Below are 19453 nucleotides of genomic sequence, written 5' to 3'. Positions count from 1 at the left end.
TCACTTGGTAATGTGTTGTTCTAATACATGTGAACGACGCAGTAAATATTGCACCATCAAATTATCACGTTTATTGACTGCCTGATCGTACATAACAGAGTTGGCGCGAATATGATATTCGTGAATGATTGGCCCCGGCAGGGCTTGGCTGCGTATTCCATTAAGCCACCATTGGAGGAAGAGGAGTGCGTCTTCGCAAATAGGCACGGTTTCATCAAACAATTTACCGTCTTGTGGAATGAGCGAGGCGTGGATAACAGTGCTGCAGGGATGAATCCAGCCCTGCAACTGCTGATCAATCATTTGCGGCTGCACAATCGGCGAGAGGTCTGGCGGTATCTTGTTGCCGATGTGCGTAAATGCGCCATGCACCATGAGGTTGCCCCCGTCACGCGCCCGCCACAAAGTGTGATGTACTCGATCTACTCCCATCACATCATCGGCGTCCATCAACATTAGTGCCGGATAACGGTCGCGGAATAGCTGCCCCATGAAGATTGCGCGGTTTTTCGCCTGTCCTGCGTTTGCGGCTTTCGGAAAAGTCATAATGCCGACGTGATCAGCAGAACTAGCGTGACGTTTGACCAATTCAACGGAGTTATCAGTCGAGGCGTCGTCGGCATAGGTTAAAATCCAGCGATAGCCTGCCATCGCTCGTTCGACGGAATCCAGGCATCTTTCAATCCATGGCGCGACGTTATTCCCCGCGATGGCGACGTGAATACCGGGGAGCGGGTTCCACCAGGGATCACCGCCCCAGGTGGCATCCATGTGATACTTCTCACGCCATGCGGTAAGACTAATGTGATAAGCAGGGCTGTTGATGTTGGCGTAATGATCCCCGAATGATTGGTGATCTTCGTGAATTGCCAATACGCTTTCATCTCTACCCCAAACACCTCCTAGTCGCAGGCAGCGCATGGAATAGTCGGATTCGTCAAGGCCCCAACCTTTACCGAAAGCTAAGTCAAACTGCCCGACACGCTTCAGCCAGTAACGATCCCATAACACACAAGTGCCAGGGATCGGGCTATTAACACGTCGCGCTTGATAGGTGCGGTTCGAGTCCGGTTCGGTTTTAATCCGATTGTCAAGCCACGGCCCCACGCACGCCCAGCCATTTTGCGTTAGTGTATCGAGCAGCTTTTTGAGATCCTGCGTGCCGGTAAAGAAACAATCGTCATTGAGTAAGAGCGCGTAACCTTCATCAGCACGCATCTCACTAATCGCCGTATTGATGCTCCTGCAAAAGTTAAAGGGCGGGTCTAAGGAGATAATCGCCGCGTTAGTATCTACCTCTCTTGCTGTTTGTAATGCCTCCGGCGTATTTGGACAAACAACCAGCATGATGCGCAAGTCTACCCCATTGGCGGCATTTTTCAGCGCGGCGAGACAGCGTTGTAATCGCTCTTTGTTTTTCGCGGTCGTGGGGATGATGGCTAAAATACTGCCACGTTGCTGGCTTGGCTTTACACCATAATCAATCCAGGGCAACCAGGGATTGTTTACTGGAACGGCTATTTGACTGATTTCGGAAATTTGTTGTTTTGTTACTCGGACAGTCTTGATTGGCATTACACAATCCCAATTCGCTTAAATTGCAAACGAAAAGTAGAGGCTTCGTTGTCGGTCACAGTGATGGCGGCGGTGGCGTATTTGTTTGCATCACTTGGCAATGCGGCCTTGACGTGATACACACCTGCGGTAGCGGGCGCAGTATATAGGCCATCACTAGTGATGCTGCCACCATTTTCCTCAACTACAGACCAGTTGACTGTTTGATCGACGCTTTCGTAAACTGCGGCTGAGAATTGGTAGGTGCCATTTAAGCCGCAGTTGCCGATCATCGGCTGGATGGCGATAGAGACTTCATGCGTTGCGGTTCCGCTTGGCAGTAACCCAAACATGGCGACAGACCAACTGGCAGGATTGGTGACTCCCCAGTTGACTGTTACGTTAGAAGTTACGCCAGACATGCGCAGAGCAGTATAGATGGCGCGTAAATCGCCCCAATTATCCGTAGCGACTACGCTTGGCAAATAAGCCTTCTGTGAATATTCTGTATCCGTGTATTGAATAGACGCTTGTGACCAGCCGCTCGGAATCTCTACGCTCATGTTATAGCCTAAAGAGGCGTTGGTTGGCGATGCGGTGAAATAAGCGGCAAGCAGTTCTGAATTAACTTGTGCGGTGAGTGAAGGCGAAGTAGCATTGTAAGCCGCCATAATGCGCGAGGCGGGCGCAAAGTGATAATCGGACACGCCACGGAAAGAAGAAACGCAAAAGCTGCCATAATAATCATACTTGGCAGGATCGCTCACGGAAAAGATAAAGTCTTTATCATCAGCGCCAGTAACGCGATGCACGTAATATTCGATAAAGCGATATAGATACAAGCCGGTAATCTCTTCATAGAGCGGCCCAACCCAGCCAGTGCGCGTCCAGCCGGAAGGCGCGGTGATGGTCGGGTGCGCAATCTCCGAACTGGAAGAATAAGAGATTAAGGGGAGAATAAATAGGTCGTCTGTTTGGATGGATTCCAAGCCAACGTTATGCGTATCGTCTTTGACAATGACGTGGAACTGCCCGGTGGTAGCGTTGTAATTGCCATTCAACGAGTTGCTTACATCTTGATAATTACCAACATTGATTACGCTCATAATCTCCTCTTAATAGTAGTAACCATTCACCGCGACACGCTCAATTAAAAAGCATACTTGACTGCCGTTTGTTTTATCGCCATTTGGCATTTGCGCCAACTGCGTCACGCGAAAACCGGGCACGTTGCTGCCGTTAATCTCCAGCCACGCTTGCGTCTCTAGCGCCTTAGTGAACGTAGCTTGGTCGGAATGATCCCAAACCACGTAGAGTTTTTCACCTTCGCTCACAGCAATGTCCTGATAATCAGTAATGGTGGTCGTAGCAATGTCGCCGGAGTTAGGCGCGGAGATTGTCAGTGTTTTTGGAGCAGTGCCGCTATTGACAATGGTGACACCATAGCCAGCAACTAGCTTCGCGCCAAGGTAGCCTTCAGTATCATCAACATCAATCTTAACTTGCTTGGTGTCAGTATCAACCGTGTCACCACTAATTTGCAGAGTTTCGTTCCCACCATCATTAACTTCGACAACAGTAATGTTGTTTCCTGCAACAATTTTATCTTTAAGGTTTCCGTAGTTAGTGTCATTACTACTAACCTTAGTTTTGCCATAGATTTCACTGCCTGGAGCACCCGCGCCTGTAGGTGAAATATAGGTGCGCTGATCGACCAGGTTTGTGAGTGTGGTAGAACCATCCCAACTAACCGTGCAAAGCAAGAACCCGGTCGTGCTGACAGGCGCGGTGAGCGAGACGGCTAACGCCCCAGTGCTATCGTCAATATACACGTAGTACAAACCAGCATTGACCGCAGGAAACGGATAAGTGATTGGGCCGTGATACCGCTTGCCAAGGAAGTAAAGCACACCGGCGCTAAAATCCAGCGAGGTGCCGACGATGCTTGGCGCAAAACCATCGGCAGTCAAAACACCATCGCTGAAGAGTTCGTCAACGCGGCGCTCAAACTCAGCCTGCGCCTCCCCCTGCATGGTGTTGACCGCCTGCGCGGTGAGCTTATTTCCTGGCGCGAAAACTTGAGAAAAGTAGATGTCTTTTGCCATTGGTTACCCCAATATATCCGCGTTACTGGAAGGATTATCCGCATCATCCAGTTCAGAAATATCCAGGAAGAAGAGGCCAGCGGTGTTCGGATTTTCGTGTTTGGGATAAGAAAAAGATACGGAACCGATCTTTGCTGGTGCTTCTTTTCCGGCGATATATTCAATCGTTTTAACTATTTCACGAGTAGTAGAGTCATACATAATTTCACCTAAGCAATCACACAAGTATAAGTTACCATGTGCTTAATTTCGTCTTCAGTGGCTTCCATGCGCCGGTCTTCGCCAATAACGCGCAACAGCGTGCCGTACGGCACATCAATTCCCATCATGTTGCAGGTGACAAACTGCGTGGGAAAAACTGCCTTGCCCTCGGTTTCCCAGGTCACTTCCTCGCAGTCAGCGGCCATGCGTTTCCCTTTTGCCTTTGCCGCCGCTTCCGGGTCTTTCTCGCCGGAGTCCTCTTCGACTTGCTCCCAGATGTCGCCAACGTAATAACGGTAGTTGATATTGCGCTGGCTGTCTTTGTCGCTCCAGACACCCTTATTTTGCGCCGGAAGCAAGTCGTCAATGCCGGTGCTGGTATCGGCTGCGCCGTCCGTGTTTTCGTCTTCTTGCTTGCCGAGGGAAAAACCGCCGATAATTTCAATCTCGTTATAGAACTTGCTCAGATCACGCTTATGCTTGACGCGATTAACTGAGTTCATGTGGTTGACCGGGTTATTTTCAATGGTGAAAATAGAGTTAGTCGCGCTTGCCGCTGGGCGCGGCAGGGCGTTATAGCAACCGTCTGGCTCAATGCGCCAAATCCAATCGCCGCGTTTTTTCACCAGATAGTCAATCCACTTCAGCATTGGCGTGGTCGGCTTTGGCGCAAGGCCAATGTCGTCTTTGCTCATGCCGATTTGACTTTTTACCGCGTCAGTCATTTGCTCTAAAGTGGAGGGAGATTCATCGCCATCGGTGTTTTGGTCGATCTCACCTTCCAAGCGGAAGGCGTCCGTGTTTTTGGCAATGTTAATGAAAACGCCATTGATCTTGATCCGGTCGTCACTTACTCCACAGGCGTTCAAGGTCTGCTTCCAAACCTTCCACCATAGCCAGCCGCTCACGTCGCCAACCTTGTCACGCACGTATTTTTTATCAAGGCGGTAAGAATCATCGCTCAAGGTAACGGTGCGCGGTTGTTCAATGATCTCCGGGCCGATTTCGTCTTCCGGGTCGATTAACCGGCCAGTAAACACCGGGTATTCGTAGTAGGTAGCGGTATCATCCACGTAGGCGGCGATAATTTGAAATTCCTCGTTACCCTTCATAAACGGCATGCTTTGCTCTGGCGCGACCACCAGACGGGCGGAAGCGCCGCGCATATTTCCGTCGTCGTTTTCGTTGCGCTGAATTTCTACACTCAATAAACTCAACGGTTGGTCTTCATGTGCGATCCGCACTACTTCTGGCTTGTAGACTTCAGACATGCGATAGAGGATCGGAGTGCGTAACGGGTTCGCCGCCACCAATTTCAAGCCCAATTTAGTGAGCTTTGTTTCTTCGCCTTCTTCTTTGGTGTCAGCGTTATCCTCGATGATGCCTTCTAAGGAAGCACCGTCACGTTTCGCGCCAGCCACTGCCCGCCAGTGTAAGGAGAGGTGTTCGGTCTGCACTTCGTTTTTAAAGGTGCCGGATGCTTCATCGAAGTAGGAAGGAAGGTTGCCCATTTTTGCCGGTCGGATGGTAACTGAACCTTCGTAAGAAGTGGTCTGGTTGCCTTCGCCATCAGTGGATTGAGTACCTACTACCGATTGTTGACAGGGAAGGAAAGCAGCTTGCTGACCCTGGGCAAAGAGGCCAATGCGCCCGATGATTGGCTGGTTATTGGCGATTACTTTATCCGTATAACTCCACCAATCCCCAATGGTGCCGGAAGTGATAAACAGCTTGCTCTCTAGCTGTCGGATGATTACTACATCTTCAACGGTATTAGCGTTGAATTTTGCGGCACTGATTTGCGCGGAAAGGGCGTTGCCTTGATAAGTAGCTACGGTTTCCCAGTCTCCAGTCTGACTGCCAGTAAGTATTTTATCGCCGACTTTTCCAGCTACGCATACGCGCCTGATCACAGGCTGGCGTATGTCCATTTCAGTGCTACCATAAGGAGCGGTGATACTTGGTTTAAGGCTTTTTTCGCTATGAGTCGGGAACATAATAATATAGCGATAGGTGTTGCCTTCGTATGTTAAGTCCGGCAGGGAAATCCCAGTCCAGGGAGAGAGCAGGCCATTTTCTTTCGTGACGGTAATCAGCGATTTAACGCCACCAGTGTCTTGAATGTCCAGATTGGTTGGCTGGTTGCGCATAATGTAGCAAACTACGCCAGCGTCGAAGTCGTAGTTTGCCTTCGATGTCAACGCCCCCCAATGGCGCGGAGAAGCGTCGTAGTATTTAATATAGTTCGCAATCGGCATCCCCATAATAGTGACAGTGCGCCATTTGGTAGAGGTGACACCGGGCCATTGTTCCCAATCAACTGACTTGGTAGAAACTTTGTCGTGCTTTGAAGCGATGAGGGCAGCATTAAGCGGCTCGAAATACTCGACGTTATCGAAGCTCCAGGTCTTTAGCATTTCGTCGTAGTCTTTTTGATTGCCACCCTTGAACGCCCAATCGCGCACGTATGCTTGAGAATCCAGCACTCCAGCGGCAGGAGGCGTGTGCCACAAACAGCGAAAATAGTTGCTAACTATCATGCCCAGGTTACTCCATCGTCAAGAGAATACCGACTTTTTTGCGAACCGTCCGTGTCTTGATAGATTACTTCCAACATGCCGGAGGGCCAGATTTGCGCGGTGATTTGCATATAGTTCGATGGCAAAGTAAACGCCGTCCAAAATTCGGTGCGCACATTATCCTTTATCTTTACTAGATTGCCATCTACAGCAAAAACATAGACAGTGCCATCATCTGCCTTCACTGAAACTATGCAATAGTATGCCACGTATCACCATCATCCATTGAATACATTTTCCTGTCACTAAAGGTTGCTACTACAATGCCGCTCGGCAAAATCGCTAGGCCGTGCTCCTCGTTAAAATCGCCGGTATTCATCACCTGCGGCGTGGATAAGGAACCGTCACGCCGCGTGATGCCGCCGTTCATGCCGGAAGTGAAGAGGGTGCCAAATTTATCGTTGGCAGACTTGATACTTTTGTGCAAAATGCGGAATGTGGTTATTTGCTCTGGGAGAGCGTAAAACATCCAACCGCCATTATACCCATAGATTTCTAGTGAACCTTGCCTGCCGATACGCACAGGCCAATCGCCAAAAAACGATTCGTAATCGGACATGTCGTGCCGGTATAGAGTCCATGCAGAAAAATCATAATCAGCAGTGATTTTTAGATAGTAATTCTCGCCACGATAAAGGGGCGCATCCCAATTTACAACAATATAGCCAACGTCATAAATTGTCGCTACAAATTCATTCTGACCAGGATTGCAATACCCAATGGTGGTATATTCGATTGTCTGTTCACCATTTTGAACAACCTGCACTCTTTTTCTTTGCTCTAAAATTTTAGTAGTGTAAGAAATGGTGCGAGTGCGATAATACCCCTGATAGACGCCATTTTGGTTTTTGTAGAGCGTGACTCGATTAACAATATTTTGATCCACTGGCGTATATGTTGGAACCAGCATGGAGCCATCATAATAACCCGAGTCTAGGTTGTCGCCATGCGCTAGGTATATTTTCCCTTTGTAATACTCAGATTCTTCATTCACATACGGTTCTTGATCTACGTTGAGCCTGTTGAAATAAGCAGTGCCTATATCTGGGTTGCCGAGATATACGGGGCTATAAACACTGCTATAAAATTCAACCGTAGCAGAAAAAGTCCGCTGCCACGTTACTCCTAAGTCTGTCCATGTTTCGCTGAGTATTGCCATATATAAAACGGGCCATCTTTTACGATGGCCTGTTCTCCTTATCTAGCGGCACGCATCTGGTTGCGCATTACCGAATTTGCAGTGGCCGATTTAATGCGAATGACCCACTCGCCATCATTGGTTTGTTCGGCGCTGATCTCGCCATTGGTGACGATGTTTTTGCCCATAGCCATGCTGCCCATGCCAGATGATTGCACGTAAGAAGAGGCAGATGGCTGGTTCGCTCTCGGATAGAGTGTAATACCAGAAGCGCCAGCAAAAGGAAGGGTGCCGTTAAATTGATCTGCATTTAAGCGTTGCAACTGCGCTCTCGCTATCGCGGAAGTCAACGCGGATCCATTCCCTAAACTGCTCGGCACTACAATGAATGGCGCTTTCGTGCGCGGAAATTTTGGCGTCAGGTCAGGCAAGCGCATTGGAGTACGCCGTGCGTTCACCATGCCATCGCCAGGAAGGAAGGGCACGATGTTTGTGCCAGCAGAAACAACCGGCCCTGCTGTTCCAGGCATATAAGGATGCACTGCTGGAGCGCGATATAAAACTGGTGCCAAGGCATGCACTGCCGTGGCTCCCATGCGATTTCCAAAGCGATCCAGAAGCGACATCCGTTCTACCATTCCGCGCACAAAAGTGTCAATAAAGGCACGACCACTTTGCGACAAACGAGCTAATGGCCCGCGCTTTGCGTTTGAGTGTGGCAGGAATTGATTGAGGCGCTCTAATATCTCTCCAATGGCGCGAGTAAGTGGCGATCTCGAATCGCGCATGCCTTGAATGAAAGTGTCAAACAAGGCTCGCCCACTGCGATACATGCTTCTGGCGAAGTTGCCAATTGCCGGGAAGAAGCTAGTCAGCAACCTAATCAGCCGCGCCGGAAGATCGGAAAGCGCGTTCCAAATTGACCTGCCGAAATCAATTAGACCCTGGCTAATCTGACGCAGGTGCTTTGAGAGTTCGTAGAGAGCCGCGATCAGTAGCAGAACGCCAATGACCGTTAATGTAATTTCCCATTCCGCGATAGCTTTAGCAATTGCTAATCGGATAAAATTCAGTGTCGCTACTGCCGCTGCTTTTGCGACTCCCCACAAGCTAACAGCTAATCCTTTGAAAGATAGTTTTGAGATCGTGTTTGCGGCAATCAAGGCCCAAATTTGCGTCACTAAATTTTTTGCCTGTACAGCAATAGCCAGTAAATCGGCTGGTGTCTGGATGCTTTTCAATATAATCATTGAACCAGCAAGACCGGCAATCGCCATGGCGAGAGTGCCAATCCCTACTGTCAATGCCCCGACTGCTAGAAGCATACCACCAAACACAATGGCGGCGACCGTTGCAAGGGAAAATAACACTGAGAGGATGAACTTCAACCACTTGGCATGATTATTCAACCATCTATTTATTTTAAATAGCCACACTGACACCTTTGCGACTACGCGCAAAAAGAATAGCAAGGTTTGGATCAGTGGCAACAAGCCTTGATAAAGCAAAAGAACAATCGATTCCGCGATGATCGAGAACTGTCCAGGAACAGTCTGCATTGCGTTATCCATCGCTCTCTTAAATCGTCTGTCGTTTAAGAAGGCGTCTAGTAATGCTTCAACTGCCCACTTTGAGGGAACTTTACCAGCCCGCACTAGCTCTTGCAACTCACCACGGGTAACATGTAGTTTCTTGGCAAGAATATCCGCAGCCGGGATGCCGTTTTTATGTAGTTGATTGAGACGCATGGCAAAAACATGCGTTTCAATGTTCATTTTCCCTAGCGCCATGGCGATATTCATAAAGGTAGCTGTGGAACCGCCTAAACTACCGGCGGCATTACCAATCGCCATCATTGCCGGAAGTAACTTATCGGCGCTAAAGCCCATTTGCATTAAGAAACGGGCAATCGGAAGCAGGTCTTTCGTGACAAATGGTGACAGGATAGCAAATTCCTGTAAATCATCCATTAATTTATTTGCTTTTTTTGCGCTACCGAGTAGTTTTGCGAAGCCATTTTCCGTGCTACGCACTACGGTGTCGTAATCCAAGGCAGTTTTAGTCATTTTCAGACTAATTCCGGTAATCGCTGCTCCAATGCCAGTAATAATCGCCCCAATCGGTATGAGCGACATGGATAAATCCATCCAGTTGCGGCGATCACGAAACAAATTTTTGTGTGCTTCCGCCATTTCTGCATTGGTTTTACGCATTTCATTGCGCAAATAGGTGATGCCGTTAGCAAGGCGTCGAGCGGCGGCAAGGTTTTCGTTATAATCCTGGGTTAATTTATCTAATCTGGCGCGTTGGGTATCAGTGACTTGCCCGGCAGATTGCAAAGCAGCACATTCCTGCGCAATGCTGGTATTTAACCGGCGAACATTGATTGCCAAACTGCGATAACGCGTTTCTAGTTTAGCAATATTCTCAGCATATTTGCCATCAAAACCAATATTGGCAATGCGCAGATTAAAGATACCGCCTTTTAGAAAACGCGCACGTTGTTCTAGTCTGCTAATATTGCTACTAATGTTACGTGTAGCTTGATCGAAAGATCGTGCGGCGTTCTTAGCGCCACCGGCCATGCGCGGAACAGAAACGTTGAGTTTGGTTACTGTGTTTTCCAGGCTTTTCAGTTGCGAGTTAAAAGCACTAATAGCTTGCGAGGCGCTGTCGATAACGGAGATTTCAATTTTTAACTGGAGGTTTTGCGAACGAGCCACGTTGACCTCCTTTCAATAGTTACTTTGAGGTAACGGCAGGCATTTCTTTCGAGAAGGTTTCCGTAGTTTTGAATCTGCCGTTCTTATAAGTTTCTTCACGAACAACGTAACCATTCTCAATTTTACGGATGGAAAGGGATACGGATTCTCCCGATTTCGATGGCGTCGATGTCTTAATCTTCTTAGCGGCCATGTTCTGCTTTCTTTCTTTCGCTTTCTTCTTTTTTGTATTCTTCTTCCGCGATTAGCAGCCAATCTTCGACAATCTCGGCGTGCTCCGATAACAAGTCTTCTGCTTTATATGCAGGATAGCGCCGTGCAAGAGCATCAAGGACAATACTGACCTCTGGATCCCGCACGGCGCTACCATTCACCATCTTTTTTACTTGTTCTCGGAGCTTGTCGCGTTTCCCCGGCTGTTAAAGGCAAGGCCAAGCGCCTGAGTCGCGATTTCGATCAAGAGATCACCCGGTAGGTTGCGCACGTTCTCCAAGCTAAACGGATACTCTTTCACAATCAGCTCGCCAGTATTGTCTTCAAACTCGGTTTGCAGATTATCCCAACCCTGAACAACATTGTTATCCACGGTGATCTTCACCAGATCGCCCATGTCCATGCCATCCAGGGAAACGGTCGCATTGCCTTCCGCGTCCGCGCCACTCACTTCGCCAAGTTTCAGTAACTTGGCGTACGCTACTTTTGCGCCATAGCTAATTTTCAGATAGAACGTCGCATCATCAATCGTGACTTTTTTCAGAAACGGAGAAATCCGCATTATCCAACCTTTCGTTAAACCCCAGTTTGTTCGCTAAATGCCAAACTTTGCAGATAAGGATTTGTCTTGCTGGTCTTGAAACTAAACACATGCACCGGCTCGCTTGCGCCATTGGTAGCGTCACACTCATACTCAAAGCCGAAGTCGTTGTCTACCGACATATTGCTCAAGGTAGCAATGAACGGATTGCCTGTATCGCCGCAGTTGGTGTAAGTAATCGTTGCCCCAACAGAACCGGGCTGGAAACACGCGGCAGCAAAATCGCTACTGTTCGCCGCAGCCCAATCCATCGGCACTTCACAGGTGCCCTCAAAGGTAACCTCTTCCTCGCCCGGTTTCAGTTCGTAGGCTTCACGAATGCTGGAGCCAGTGCGCGGCGTGGTGTTAGCAATCTTATCGCCATAGGTCATGTATTTATGGTTGTTCTTCAGGCCAATCTTCCAACTGCGAATCCGAAAACCGCCAGTGGGAACCGTCGGCCCAGTTAATGCCGCTACCGACTGCCAACCGCGCAAGACCGGATCGTTCAGGGCAGTATTCGTGAGATTATTCACAATCTGCCCGCCAAGAGCAAGGATGCTAAATGTGCCCTTGAGCACTTCGGAATCTTCGGTATATTCCTGCTCCAGATCCAGGCTATCAATCACACATCCCCAGAGCTTTAAGCCTTCCTTGCTGCTACCGGCAGTCATAGTCATAGATGGGCACTTGCCGTCCGGTGCCCAGGCGGAGCCAGTTTTGCGTAGGGCGTTGACGATAAAATCAATGCCCTGCATCTCTAATTCGAGGGAGTCGATGCCAGCGCGGATAATCCCGCCACGCCGGTCAGTGATCCCTCCTACATGGCGTTGGGTTTGCACGTTGGCGTGCATGTAAACGCGCCCGCGACTCATCCGGTCGGTGCTTACTCCACCAGCAACAGGCACACCCGGAGTTGCCTCGGCCACCCAGGTAGGATGCACCTCCAATATTTTCTCAACCGGAACAGTTGTTCGAGCCATTTTCTATCTCCTTAGTTCGAGCCGCAGGTCACGCAATCCGGTTCGGGATCAATCTGACCATACTCACTCTCTTTACATTGATAGAGATATGGTCGCCTGCCCTCTTCGATCTCCTGCAAAATACGTGTATCGGTAATATCGACCGGAGACTTTTTGTTTGCTACATTGCCGTCCGGCAGTAGCGCGGTATCGGCAGGGTATTCGCCACGTAATTTATAATATGCCAATTTAATCTCTCCTATTTACTACTTCAATCCGAATCGCAGCTAAACTATACCAAGACTGTTCCGATAAATCCTTGCGCGTCTTAAAGCTCACCGAATCGACTCGGACAGTCTCTGCAGCCGGAGTGCCCTTGTAAAGCAAGCCCCGATTGCTTTTGACGATAGCCTTAATCACATCCACCAGATCCAAACAGGATTTTGCCGAAGCGACAGGGCCAGTATCATCTTTAGCGACCACGGACACAAAAATCGTTGTCCACTCCCGATCTCCATTACTGGCGACTGCTGGCCGCACTTCCTGAATTTTAGTGCCTTGCAGATAAAAAACGCTTACTCGTGGAAAGGATGCTTCTGCCGCATCCACCTCTTCCGGGATCGAATCAAACACATCCTGCGAAACAGCAGTATTGGCAAACACCGCGTCGTCTTTGATAATCCCATACAGGTTATCCCAAATCATTGAAAGAGAGTTAGCCATCAAATAGCCTCAATCACATGGTCAAAAATCATATCGCCAATGGCGTCAACGTTTGCGTCGGTAATATCAGCGAACTGGCGCTGTGGTAAAGGGGTGCGGCGGTTTGGCAAACCAAAGTTATTCCAAGCGGCGGTAGAATCCTGACTGCCAATCGTCATTCCTTGCTTGTGGATGTCCGTAATATTTTCAGGATGGGATTCAGAAGTAAGGCTCACGAACATATCCCACCAACGCCGTAGCTTGGTGGTTCCGGTGCCCTCACGTACCCGTCTCGCTTCGTAGCTTTTATTTAGCGGTGCCCATGGCCCGCCTTCCGGTGCAGACTCGCTATCAAACGCACTGATCATATTGTCCACCATGTAGGGCCTAATATGATCGGTAAATACTGGCCTTAAATCCTGGATTGACTTACGAACCGTGTTCATTACTCGACGCAAATCATCGCGGTCTGAAGCAATGAGGATTACTACTCTATCCCTAGGCATATTCGCTATCCGTTCGTGGTTCAACTTTATCTGTATTGTAAACGATGCGTTGAAACGAACCGGAATCTTCATCGGCTAATTCGGAAAGATAGCCGTAGCCGATAGCTTCTGCTTTCGCCATTTGGAGGAGTTGCATTACGTTTTTGAAAGCCTGACTACGTTTCGCGTCTGGACTTGGGGTGTCCGTATAGAGGTCAACGCGTGTCGCTAAAATCGAGGCGAATTTATTCAGCGCGTAGAATTTCAGCAGGGCTTGCACACCAGGAACATCGGCACTGAGCACCTCCATGGTGCTCAAGGTTTCGTAATTGGCTGGCTTGTATGCTAAAAAGGCGTTATCAATGATGCTACTAAGGCCGGTAAGGTCGGGAGATAGCTTGGTTTCGTTAATCAACGCTGCATATTCGCCAGCAATAAAACTAACTGCTGATATTCTTGTATATGCCATTACTTACTCCGCTTGAATGGGTTATCCTTGCCTGGTTTCGTTTTTACTGCAACCGTTTCAGCTTTTTCCTCGACCTTATTATCACACTTTTCGTAAACAAGATCAAGTGTCCTTTTTACACTCTCTAAAGTACGTAATGTGCGAAACTGAGGGGTAATACGTCCAATGTTTTGATAAGGTTCGACACCAAATTTGTCAGCAATCCTGGCAGTAATTTCAACCAAACCATCGAGACATTCTTTGTTCATGCGCTCAAGCGCAGCGATACTTGCCATAAAACCTCCAGAGCGCCCTACAATGACGTAGGGCGCTCAGTTAGAACATTAGATATGCGGAGTGGCATATCCGGTCGGAGCAGCGTAATTTGCATTGCCAATACGCATTACTGCCGCGCCAGTGCGGTTGTATGCGCCGAAACCGGCAGTGCGCTCATACTGGCGCTCCCAATACGGATGGTCTTCGCGCTCGGCGATAGCGGCGAAGCCAGGAAAATCCGGGTCTTCGCGCATGCGCAGTGGCTTCACGCCATTGGTCATATAGGAGATCATATAACCAGAAGGCAGAATATCCCAGGTGCGGATCCAGGAACGCGAACTCTTGTCGTAGCCCAACTTTTCGCCGGGAACGATGGAGTTCGGGCCATCGCTATTCAAGGTCGCGTCCGCGTTGCCGGGCGTGATATTCGGGTCAGGAGCTTCCATGAAGGAGGTCAACGCTTCGGTTTCATCCTGCAAATCCTCGGCAATCAGGGTCACTACTTGGCCTTCGTTGTCCGGGTGTTCACGCAGCGTATTCGCCAGAGAGAGATACGGGTTCGCCTCCGCGAAAGTCGCCTGCGCCAACAGGTGATTGTCGGTGCTACCGTATTCCGTGTCGTTGCGCTTCATGTAAACCACGGTATCATTATTCGCAAGCGGTTTTACGGTTAGCGTGCCGTGTTCCTCGTCGGCAAAACTCCAGTCGGCGGCGCGGAACAAGGCGGTGAGCATCTGCGTGCGCAGCCAACGCACATCCGCGTCAAACAGCGTTACCAGCAGGTCATTAACCTCTTCCACCGTCATTTTTACTGCCGCCTTGCGCGTTCGCGCCCAGGCAATACCGGCGGACTGGATCGGGTAGCCTAATTCATAGCTGCCCCCAACCACGATAGGCCGCGCACGTCCAAATTCATCTAAGGGCTGCAGCGAAGCGAGCGAGCTAGTCTTGTAAACGGTCTTAAACTCAGTCGTACGCTCCACCAGGGTGTCAAAAAGCGCGGTTACCGCCTGATTATGCACGGCAACCGAGGCGTCGATAGCCTTGCCGATAATTTCTACGCCAGCTTCAGTCACGCGCTGACTAAACAAATGGCGCAGGTCGTTGAAACCATATAAAATAGGCACTGTTTATCTCCAAATCTTAGAGGGTGAAGTTGACATAAACCATCTTGTCAAACGCCTGACCGGGGATACTGTTCGGCACCGGCATCACGTAGCCAATCTTGACACTCGTGGTGCCTGCGGCATCGCCAAAAGCGCCAGCGGTATCAGACAGATACAGCAACACACCATAGCCTTGCCCAGTCAAATCGTAACCATCAACAATGCCTTCACACAAGACGGTTACCGCCATGCCAGAGGATGCTTTCTTCAAAACAATGCCCTTGGCGTCTGCGGTTCCGGCAGCGGAAGCATCCGCTTTGACAACGCACCCAGCCCCAGCGTCGGCGGCAACGATGCGCACGATGTCACCAGCAGCGAGATCCTCACCAGCCACGGCAGAAAACTGCCGCAAGCTCTCCACGATACGAAAAACCGTGGCGGTCGTTAAAGAAATATCGGCCATTTTGGATTATCCTTTTCTACAAACGATACATGCTTTTTTGCGCTTTCATTGCCTCTTCTTTTCGCTTACCGGAACCGGCTTCGCCAACCGGATCAGGGGATTTCCCTAATCCCGGCTTTTCGCTTTCCGTTTTCGCGGTTTCCGAGGCTTTGTCAGCCCACTCACTGAGCTTAAAGAGATCGGTGCTTTCCAAATCAGGAGCCAGGGCGCGAATGCCTTCCGGCAGGCGGGCGATCTTTTTCATCAGACGCTCCCGTTCCTTTTCACGGAATTTTTCGCTTACCTCTTCAGCCTGTTTCAGTTTCGGCTCTAATTCTTCCAGCCGCGCCTTATATGTCTTGGCAAGTTGTTCAAACTCGCCATTTTCACGTTGGCGCTTCTCTTCAGCTTCTCGATCCTTCTGCTCTCGCTCCTCTAGCATCTGGCGCAACTTGTTGCGTTCTTCAACAAGTTTATCAATGCGCTTCTTGACACCAGGAGTGTCTTTGTCAGTGTTTTCGACAGGATCTTCATTGTCTGAAGTAGTATCATCCTGAACATCAACTTTGTTTGTATCGACAATTTCTTCATCTTTGTCGAGAGCAGGATTTTCTGGATCGTTTTTAATCGGCGGCATATTTTCCTCCACGGTTCTTAACGTGAACGACTCGATTGAAGGTTAGTTTTGACTGCTACGGTCAGTCTGATTACTCGTAGAATCTTTACTACTATTTAGACTCTTTTGCAACTCAGTTTGTTTCGCCATTGCTGAGTCTTTTATCTCTTGCAACTTTTTTGCAACTGGGCCATCGCAATCTTTAATAAATTCAGTAATGCGAGTTTCATCCCAGCCGTCATCACGCAACAAGAACTCAAGCGGCGCACCAGCATTAAGGGCTTGTTGGAACGCCGTCCAGCGCGAAGCCTCAACGGTATAGACTTCACCTTTCGCATCAGGCAGCAGCGGGCGCATGTCAATGTCAAAGTCCAGATCGCCAGCCTTATAGCTATCTAAGCTGAAAGGCTTAAAGACTTCTTGCTTTCTGGTGAGATCCGTCCAGGCCCCGGTATTCGCCCGCCACCCCCCAATGGCGAGGCCCATTTGAATCAGTTTGACTGTTTGCCGGTCTGCGGCGGCAGCGGTGCGAGTGAAGCGCGATTTCACATCAGAAGACAGCTTTTCTACTGCAGGCCCGGTAGTCTGAGTCATTTGACGCAAGACGTTGAACACCGAAAGCTCAGGGAAATCATTCTCTAACTCTTTTATAACTCCCTCAATCGCCTCCATTGCTTGACTGACATCAAAGGAGAGGGTTTCCAGACCGGCATCCGGCGGGCCATACAAAATATCCAAACTGTCACGGCTGGAATAGGGATCCGGGTCGTCGGCAGTTGGTTGCGTCTTACGGCTTCCGATCAAATCCTGCAAAGTGCGGACGTTTTTCCCGCCCTTCACCATGATGGGGGATTCCAGCATCTTATTGATCTGGTCGTGAGTTTGACTGGCAAGGTTGTTTAATTCGTCAATCTTGCCAATCGAGTGCCAAGTAACCGGAGCGCCGTAGACGCTGCCAAGGTTGTTAAAGCGCAGCCAACAAGCCGGAACAAACCCGTATGGGTTAGCGTAAGTTGACCCCATGCCATTCGCATTGTACGGTTTATCATCGAGCGTGATGGAAACCTTTTCTTTATCTACTTCTTCACGATATAGTTTGATTCCTCCGTCTTCATCTTCAATATCGTATTCAAGCACATAACGTTGAACGTTACCGGCGGTATCCAATTCAATATCACTAATTAGCCCAGGCCAAACTACCTGTGCTGAAACACGCCCGCGATCTACTTCGTCATTGATTTTTACCAAAACATTGCCAAGCGCAGCCGCATAGCGCAGCATAACGTGCATTTGTTCCTGCCAGTTGCTCATTTCCCAAAACGAACCAATGGCGGAACGCAATTCAGGACTAGTATCTCGCGCCAGAGGAATTGCTAATGGGGTGCCGTCAGGAACACGTTTCGCGTCAGTCGTTAATACGCCAGGGTATAAAGTGGTGTAAAACTCCACTAAACGAGCAGTCGGGTTGTAAATTTGCCGAATATAGCGATACAATCCGTGCTGCCGTTTATATTCAGACCACACATCCAGGTTTTCAAACGCGTTATTGCTGTAGTATTCCCACAAACGATCATAGTAATTAACGCGTTTTTGAAAGTGACGTGTCGATAAAGTGCCTTGGTCGAGCCATGCTTGACGAAAACTACTTAACGCGGCAGACACCGCACTAGTAATGCGATTAAAAGGTATCATGCCATTCTCCTTCTGGAGAAGCCGAACATCTGCGCCACTCCGGTTCCAGCAGGCTCCATCCAATTACCGCCTGTTGCGCCAACAACTGCGTATCGCAGTGCATCTAAGTGATGATAACGCTTCTTATTCAAAATATCATCCGTAGTATCACCGGAATCGTCCGTGTCGCGGCGGTAATCGCCCAGTTCTTCAATCAGGCCGGACAGATTGCTGCAAATGTAGAGTTTGTCATTTCTAAACAGGCCGGTAACGCGATCAATGCCAGCCTCTACGTCAGAAAATGGCAATTCGTCAACCGGAACGCCATTATCATTCCAGTCAGCGCGTTGCTGTGTTTCCCCAGGTGCTCCCCCAAACCACATGGTAAAATTATAATGTTCATCAGCACGGGAAACGCGATTAGCTGCCTCCGCTGAAGTGGAGTTACCACACTCTAAATCACGGTAGGCGTAATATTCATCGACAGCGGGATTATAAGCAATCCAGAGTGCTACCTGATTAGTCGCGCCAAAATCAATACCGCCATAACGTTCTAAACCCCAGGGCAAGGCTTGGATGGGTTCAATCACATGCCCGCCGTCTTCACGCGGTAGGTTGATAAAGTCAGAGTAAATTAACCCGGCAGGTTTAGCAAACATGCCGTCATAGAAGAGATGGAAACGCCACTCTGGAAGGTTTTTCTTCGCCCATTCATACTCTTCTTGCGAGAACGCTGGATTGAGCGTTGAAGAAAACTGAATTACGTCAACGTCCGGGTCGCCTTTAACCCACTTATCGTATAACCGTTTTTTCAGCCAGCCAAGATTATATGGCGTAGTGGTTAATAAAACACGGCCACGATTCAGAGAGACGCGCCGTAGCACTGCTTCATAAGCAACTAGGCGAAACTTGTCTTGCCCGGCTTCATCTAACCAAGCAGCCTTAGCAGTTGCCGATTCTAACGAATCGGGATTAACTGCTGAGGCAAAAATGACACGAGTCTCTACATCAGGCACATGCCCGAATGTTTTAATACAACCCTCTTTAGAGAAAATAAAGGCATGCTTTGCCTCTTTCCACTCACCAAGATGCAGGGTGTATTCAAACAAACGCCTGAACTCAGGCAACATTTTTAATTCGAGCAATGGAAAACTGGCAGTAACGCACAGGTAGTCGCCAGGGCCACGAATACCAATTTCACGATGCAACCATAGCGGCCCAAAACTAGTCTTTCCTCCCTGTGAGCCTGCTAAAATGAGGATAAAACGCTTGTCACTATTCCATGCTTTAGCTTGACCAGGGTGTAAATTAGCTACTAATTTACCGTCTTGAATTGTCCAAAGTTGTTTTGTCGCCATGAGGTTTATCTATTAGATGTTTGGAGTTTCTTCCGGCACCGTCTCCACGTACTCGTAGCGCCCGTCGGTCTGCATCACCTGAATCGTTGTTTCAGAGGCCGTCACCTCCACCCGCACCCGGCCACCGTCCAGCATCTCCAAGCAGGTGAAGCCGCCACGCCTTACCCCGTCCGCGTCGGTGTAGACCAACTGCGGGACATCCTGTGCCTCGCATCGCGGTAGATCTGGGCCACCTGGGAACATCCGTGTCGCAAAGATTGCCTTCATTTTCAGCCCTTCATAAACTCTTCCAAG

22 protein-coding genes are annotated in these 19453 nt (G+C 49.2%); all 22 read right to left on the bottom strand.

The window, feature by feature from the left end:
* The 22 genes from HF312_15440 to HF312_15335 all read right to left on the bottom strand — a co-directional run bounded on the left by HF312_15440 (position 1) and on the right by HF312_15335 (position 19426).
* Positions 1-1575: a glycosyltransferase gene (locus HF312_15440; GenBank protein ID MCU7521612.1), complete on the bottom strand. Its 1575-nt coding sequence runs from the start codon at positions 1573-1575 to the stop codon at positions 1-3.
* Positions 1575-2660: a hypothetical protein gene (locus HF312_15435; GenBank protein MCU7521611.1), complete on the bottom strand. Its 1086-nt coding sequence runs from the start codon at positions 2658-2660 to the stop codon at positions 1575-1577. The genes HF312_15440 and HF312_15435 overlap by 1 nt, the downstream gene beginning before the upstream one ends.
* A gap of 9 nt (positions 2661-2669) precedes the next feature.
* Positions 2670-3659, bottom strand: coding sequence for a hypothetical protein (locus HF312_15430; GenBank protein ID MCU7521610.1), 990 nt, complete (start codon positions 3657-3659; stop codon positions 2670-2672).
* Positions 3660-3662: 3 nt separating this feature from the next.
* Positions 3663-3860 (bottom strand): hypothetical protein, encoded by a 198-nt coding sequence (locus HF312_15425; protein MCU7521609.1) that lies wholly within the window; start codon positions 3858-3860, stop codon positions 3663-3665.
* Between the two features lie 8 nt (positions 3861-3868).
* Entirely contained in the window at positions 3869-6400 is a 2532-nt protein-coding gene (locus HF312_15420) for a hypothetical protein (GenBank protein MCU7521608.1), read from the bottom strand.
* Between the two features lie 229 nt (positions 6401-6629).
* Positions 6630-7598, bottom strand: coding sequence for a hypothetical protein (locus tag HF312_15415; protein ID MCU7521607.1), 969 nt, complete (start codon positions 7596-7598; stop codon positions 6630-6632).
* Between the two features lie 38 nt (positions 7599-7636).
* Positions 7637-10300, bottom strand: a complete 2664-nt coding sequence (locus HF312_15410) for a tape measure protein (protein ID MCU7521606.1) — start codon at positions 10298-10300, stop codon at positions 7637-7639.
* A gap of 19 nt (positions 10301-10319) precedes the next feature.
* Positions 10320-10493, bottom strand: a complete 174-nt coding sequence (locus HF312_15405) for a hypothetical protein (GenBank protein MCU7521605.1) — start codon at positions 10491-10493, stop codon at positions 10320-10322.
* Positions 10483-10677 (bottom strand): hypothetical protein, encoded by a 195-nt coding sequence (locus tag HF312_15400; protein MCU7521604.1) that lies wholly within the window; start codon positions 10675-10677, stop codon positions 10483-10485. Before HF312_15400 ends, HF312_15405 begins: the two co-directional genes overlap by 11 nt.
* 5 nt (positions 10678-10682) lie before the next feature.
* On the bottom strand, positions 10683-11075 hold the full coding sequence (locus HF312_15395) for a hypothetical protein (GenBank protein MCU7521603.1): 393 nt from the start codon (positions 11073-11075) through the stop codon (positions 10683-10685).
* Between the two features lie 14 nt (positions 11076-11089).
* Positions 11090-12076, bottom strand: coding sequence for a hypothetical protein (locus tag HF312_15390; GenBank protein ID MCU7521602.1), 987 nt, complete (start codon positions 12074-12076; stop codon positions 11090-11092).
* 11 nt (positions 12077-12087) lie between these two features.
* Positions 12088-12303 (bottom strand): hypothetical protein, encoded by a 216-nt coding sequence (locus HF312_15385; GenBank protein ID MCU7521601.1) that lies wholly within the window; start codon positions 12301-12303, stop codon positions 12088-12090.
* Position 12304: 1 nt separating this feature from the next.
* On the bottom strand, positions 12305-12778 hold the full coding sequence (locus HF312_15380; GenBank protein MCU7521600.1) for a hypothetical protein: 474 nt from the start codon (positions 12776-12778) through the stop codon (positions 12305-12307).
* Positions 12778-13263 carry a hypothetical protein gene (locus HF312_15375; protein MCU7521599.1) on the bottom strand — a complete coding sequence of 162 codons (486 nt, stop codon included), beginning with the start codon at positions 13261-13263 and terminating at the stop codon, positions 12778-12780. The genes HF312_15380 and HF312_15375 overlap by 1 nt, the downstream gene beginning before the upstream one ends.
* Positions 13256-13711, bottom strand: a complete 456-nt coding sequence (locus HF312_15370; protein ID MCU7521598.1) for a hypothetical protein — start codon at positions 13709-13711, stop codon at positions 13256-13258. The genes HF312_15375 and HF312_15370 overlap by 8 nt, the downstream gene beginning before the upstream one ends.
* Positions 13711-13986: a hypothetical protein gene (locus HF312_15365; protein ID MCU7521597.1), complete on the bottom strand. Its 276-nt coding sequence runs from the start codon at positions 13984-13986 to the stop codon at positions 13711-13713. The genes HF312_15370 and HF312_15365 overlap by 1 nt, the downstream gene beginning before the upstream one ends.
* Positions 13987-14034: 48 nt before the next feature.
* A complete protein-coding gene (locus HF312_15360) occupies positions 14035-15093 on the bottom strand; it encodes a hypothetical protein (GenBank protein ID MCU7521596.1) in 1059 nt (352 codons plus the stop codon).
* A gap of 16 nt (positions 15094-15109) precedes the next feature.
* Positions 15110-15535 carry a hypothetical protein gene (locus tag HF312_15355; GenBank protein MCU7521595.1) on the bottom strand — a complete coding sequence of 142 codons (426 nt, stop codon included), beginning with the start codon at positions 15533-15535 and terminating at the stop codon, positions 15110-15112.
* Positions 15536-15551: 16 nt separating this feature from the next.
* A complete protein-coding gene (locus tag HF312_15350; GenBank protein ID MCU7521594.1) occupies positions 15552-16151 on the bottom strand; it encodes a DUF1682 domain-containing protein in 600 nt (199 codons plus the stop codon).
* 42 nt (positions 16152-16193) lie between these two features.
* A complete protein-coding gene (locus HF312_15345) occupies positions 16194-17822 on the bottom strand; it encodes a hypothetical protein (GenBank protein ID MCU7521593.1) in 1629 nt (542 codons plus the stop codon).
* A complete protein-coding gene (locus HF312_15340) occupies positions 17819-19159 on the bottom strand; it encodes a terminase (GenBank protein ID MCU7521592.1) in 1341 nt (446 codons plus the stop codon). The genes HF312_15345 and HF312_15340 overlap by 4 nt, the downstream gene beginning before the upstream one ends.
* A 12-nt stretch (positions 19160-19171) precedes the next feature.
* Complete coding sequence (locus tag HF312_15335) at positions 19172-19426, bottom strand: hypothetical protein (protein ID MCU7521591.1); 255 nt, start codon at positions 19424-19426, stop codon at positions 19172-19174.
* Positions 19427-19453: the final 27 nt, after the last annotated feature.

Source organism: Ignavibacteria bacterium, from assembly GCA_025612375.1.
Classification (GTDB): domain Bacteria; phylum Bacteroidota; class Ignavibacteria; order Ignavibacteriales; family SURF-24; genus JAAXKN01.
The sequence above is the reverse complement of the archived record's forward strand: the minus strand, read 5'-3'. Positions and strand labels throughout refer to the sequence as shown.

What these genes read in the sequence shown, in the direction of transcription:
- HF312_15440 (MCU7521612.1), bottom strand. Translation starts at nt 1,575, where the DNA reads ATGCCAATCAAGACTGTCCGAGTAACAAAACAACAAATTTCCGAAATC.
- HF312_15435 (MCU7521611.1), bottom strand. Translation starts at nt 2,660, where the DNA reads ATGAGCGTAATCAATGTTGGTAATTATCAAGATGTAAGCAACTCGTTG.
- HF312_15430 (MCU7521610.1), bottom strand. Translation starts at nt 3,659, where the DNA reads ATGGCAAAAGACATCTACTTTTCTCAAGTTTTCGCGCCAGGAAATAAG.
- HF312_15425 (MCU7521609.1), bottom strand. Translation starts at nt 3,860, where the DNA reads ATGTATGACTCTACTACTCGTGAAATAGTTAAAACGATTGAATATATC.
- HF312_15420 (MCU7521608.1), bottom strand. Translation starts at nt 6,400, where the DNA reads ATGATAGTTAGCAACTATTTTCGCTGTTTGTGGCACACGCCTCCTGCC.
- HF312_15415 (MCU7521607.1), bottom strand. Translation starts at nt 7,598, where the DNA reads ATGGCAATACTCAGCGAAACATGGACAGACTTAGGAGTAACGTGGCAG.
- HF312_15405 (MCU7521605.1), bottom strand. Translation starts at nt 10,493, where the DNA reads ATGGCCGCTAAGAAGATTAAGACATCGACGCCATCGAAATCGGGAGAA.
- HF312_15400 (MCU7521604.1), bottom strand. Translation starts at nt 10,677, where the DNA reads ATGGTGAATGGTAGCGCCGTGCGGGATCCAGAGGTCAGTATTGTCCTT.
- HF312_15395 (MCU7521603.1), bottom strand. Translation starts at nt 11,075, where the DNA reads ATGCGGATTTCTCCGTTTCTGAAAAAAGTCACGATTGATGATGCGACG.
- HF312_15390 (MCU7521602.1), bottom strand. Translation starts at nt 12,076, where the DNA reads ATGGCTCGAACAACTGTTCCGGTTGAGAAAATATTGGAGGTGCATCCT.
- HF312_15380 (MCU7521600.1), bottom strand. Translation starts at nt 12,778, where the DNA reads ATGGCTAACTCTCTTTCAATGATTTGGGATAACCTGTATGGGATTATC.
- HF312_15375 (MCU7521599.1), bottom strand. Translation starts at nt 13,263, where the DNA reads ATGCCTAGGGATAGAGTAGTAATCCTCATTGCTTCAGACCGCGATGAT.
- HF312_15370 (MCU7521598.1), bottom strand. Translation starts at nt 13,711, where the DNA reads ATGGCATATACAAGAATATCAGCAGTTAGTTTTATTGCTGGCGAATAT.
- HF312_15365 (MCU7521597.1), bottom strand. Translation starts at nt 13,986, where the DNA reads ATGGCAAGTATCGCTGCGCTTGAGCGCATGAACAAAGAATGTCTCGAT.
- HF312_15355 (MCU7521595.1), bottom strand. Translation starts at nt 15,535, where the DNA reads ATGGCCGATATTTCTTTAACGACCGCCACGGTTTTTCGTATCGTGGAG.
- HF312_15350 (MCU7521594.1), bottom strand. Translation starts at nt 16,151, where the DNA reads ATGCCGCCGATTAAAAACGATCCAGAAAATCCTGCTCTCGACAAAGAT.
- HF312_15345 (MCU7521593.1), bottom strand. Translation starts at nt 17,822, where the DNA reads ATGATACCTTTTAATCGCATTACTAGTGCGGTGTCTGCCGCGTTAAGT.
- HF312_15340 (MCU7521592.1), bottom strand. Translation starts at nt 19,159, where the DNA reads ATGGCGACAAAACAACTTTGGACAATTCAAGACGGTAAATTAGTAGCT.
- HF312_15335 (MCU7521591.1), bottom strand. Translation starts at nt 19,426, where the DNA reads ATGAAGGCAATCTTTGCGACACGGATGTTCCCAGGTGGCCCAGATCTA.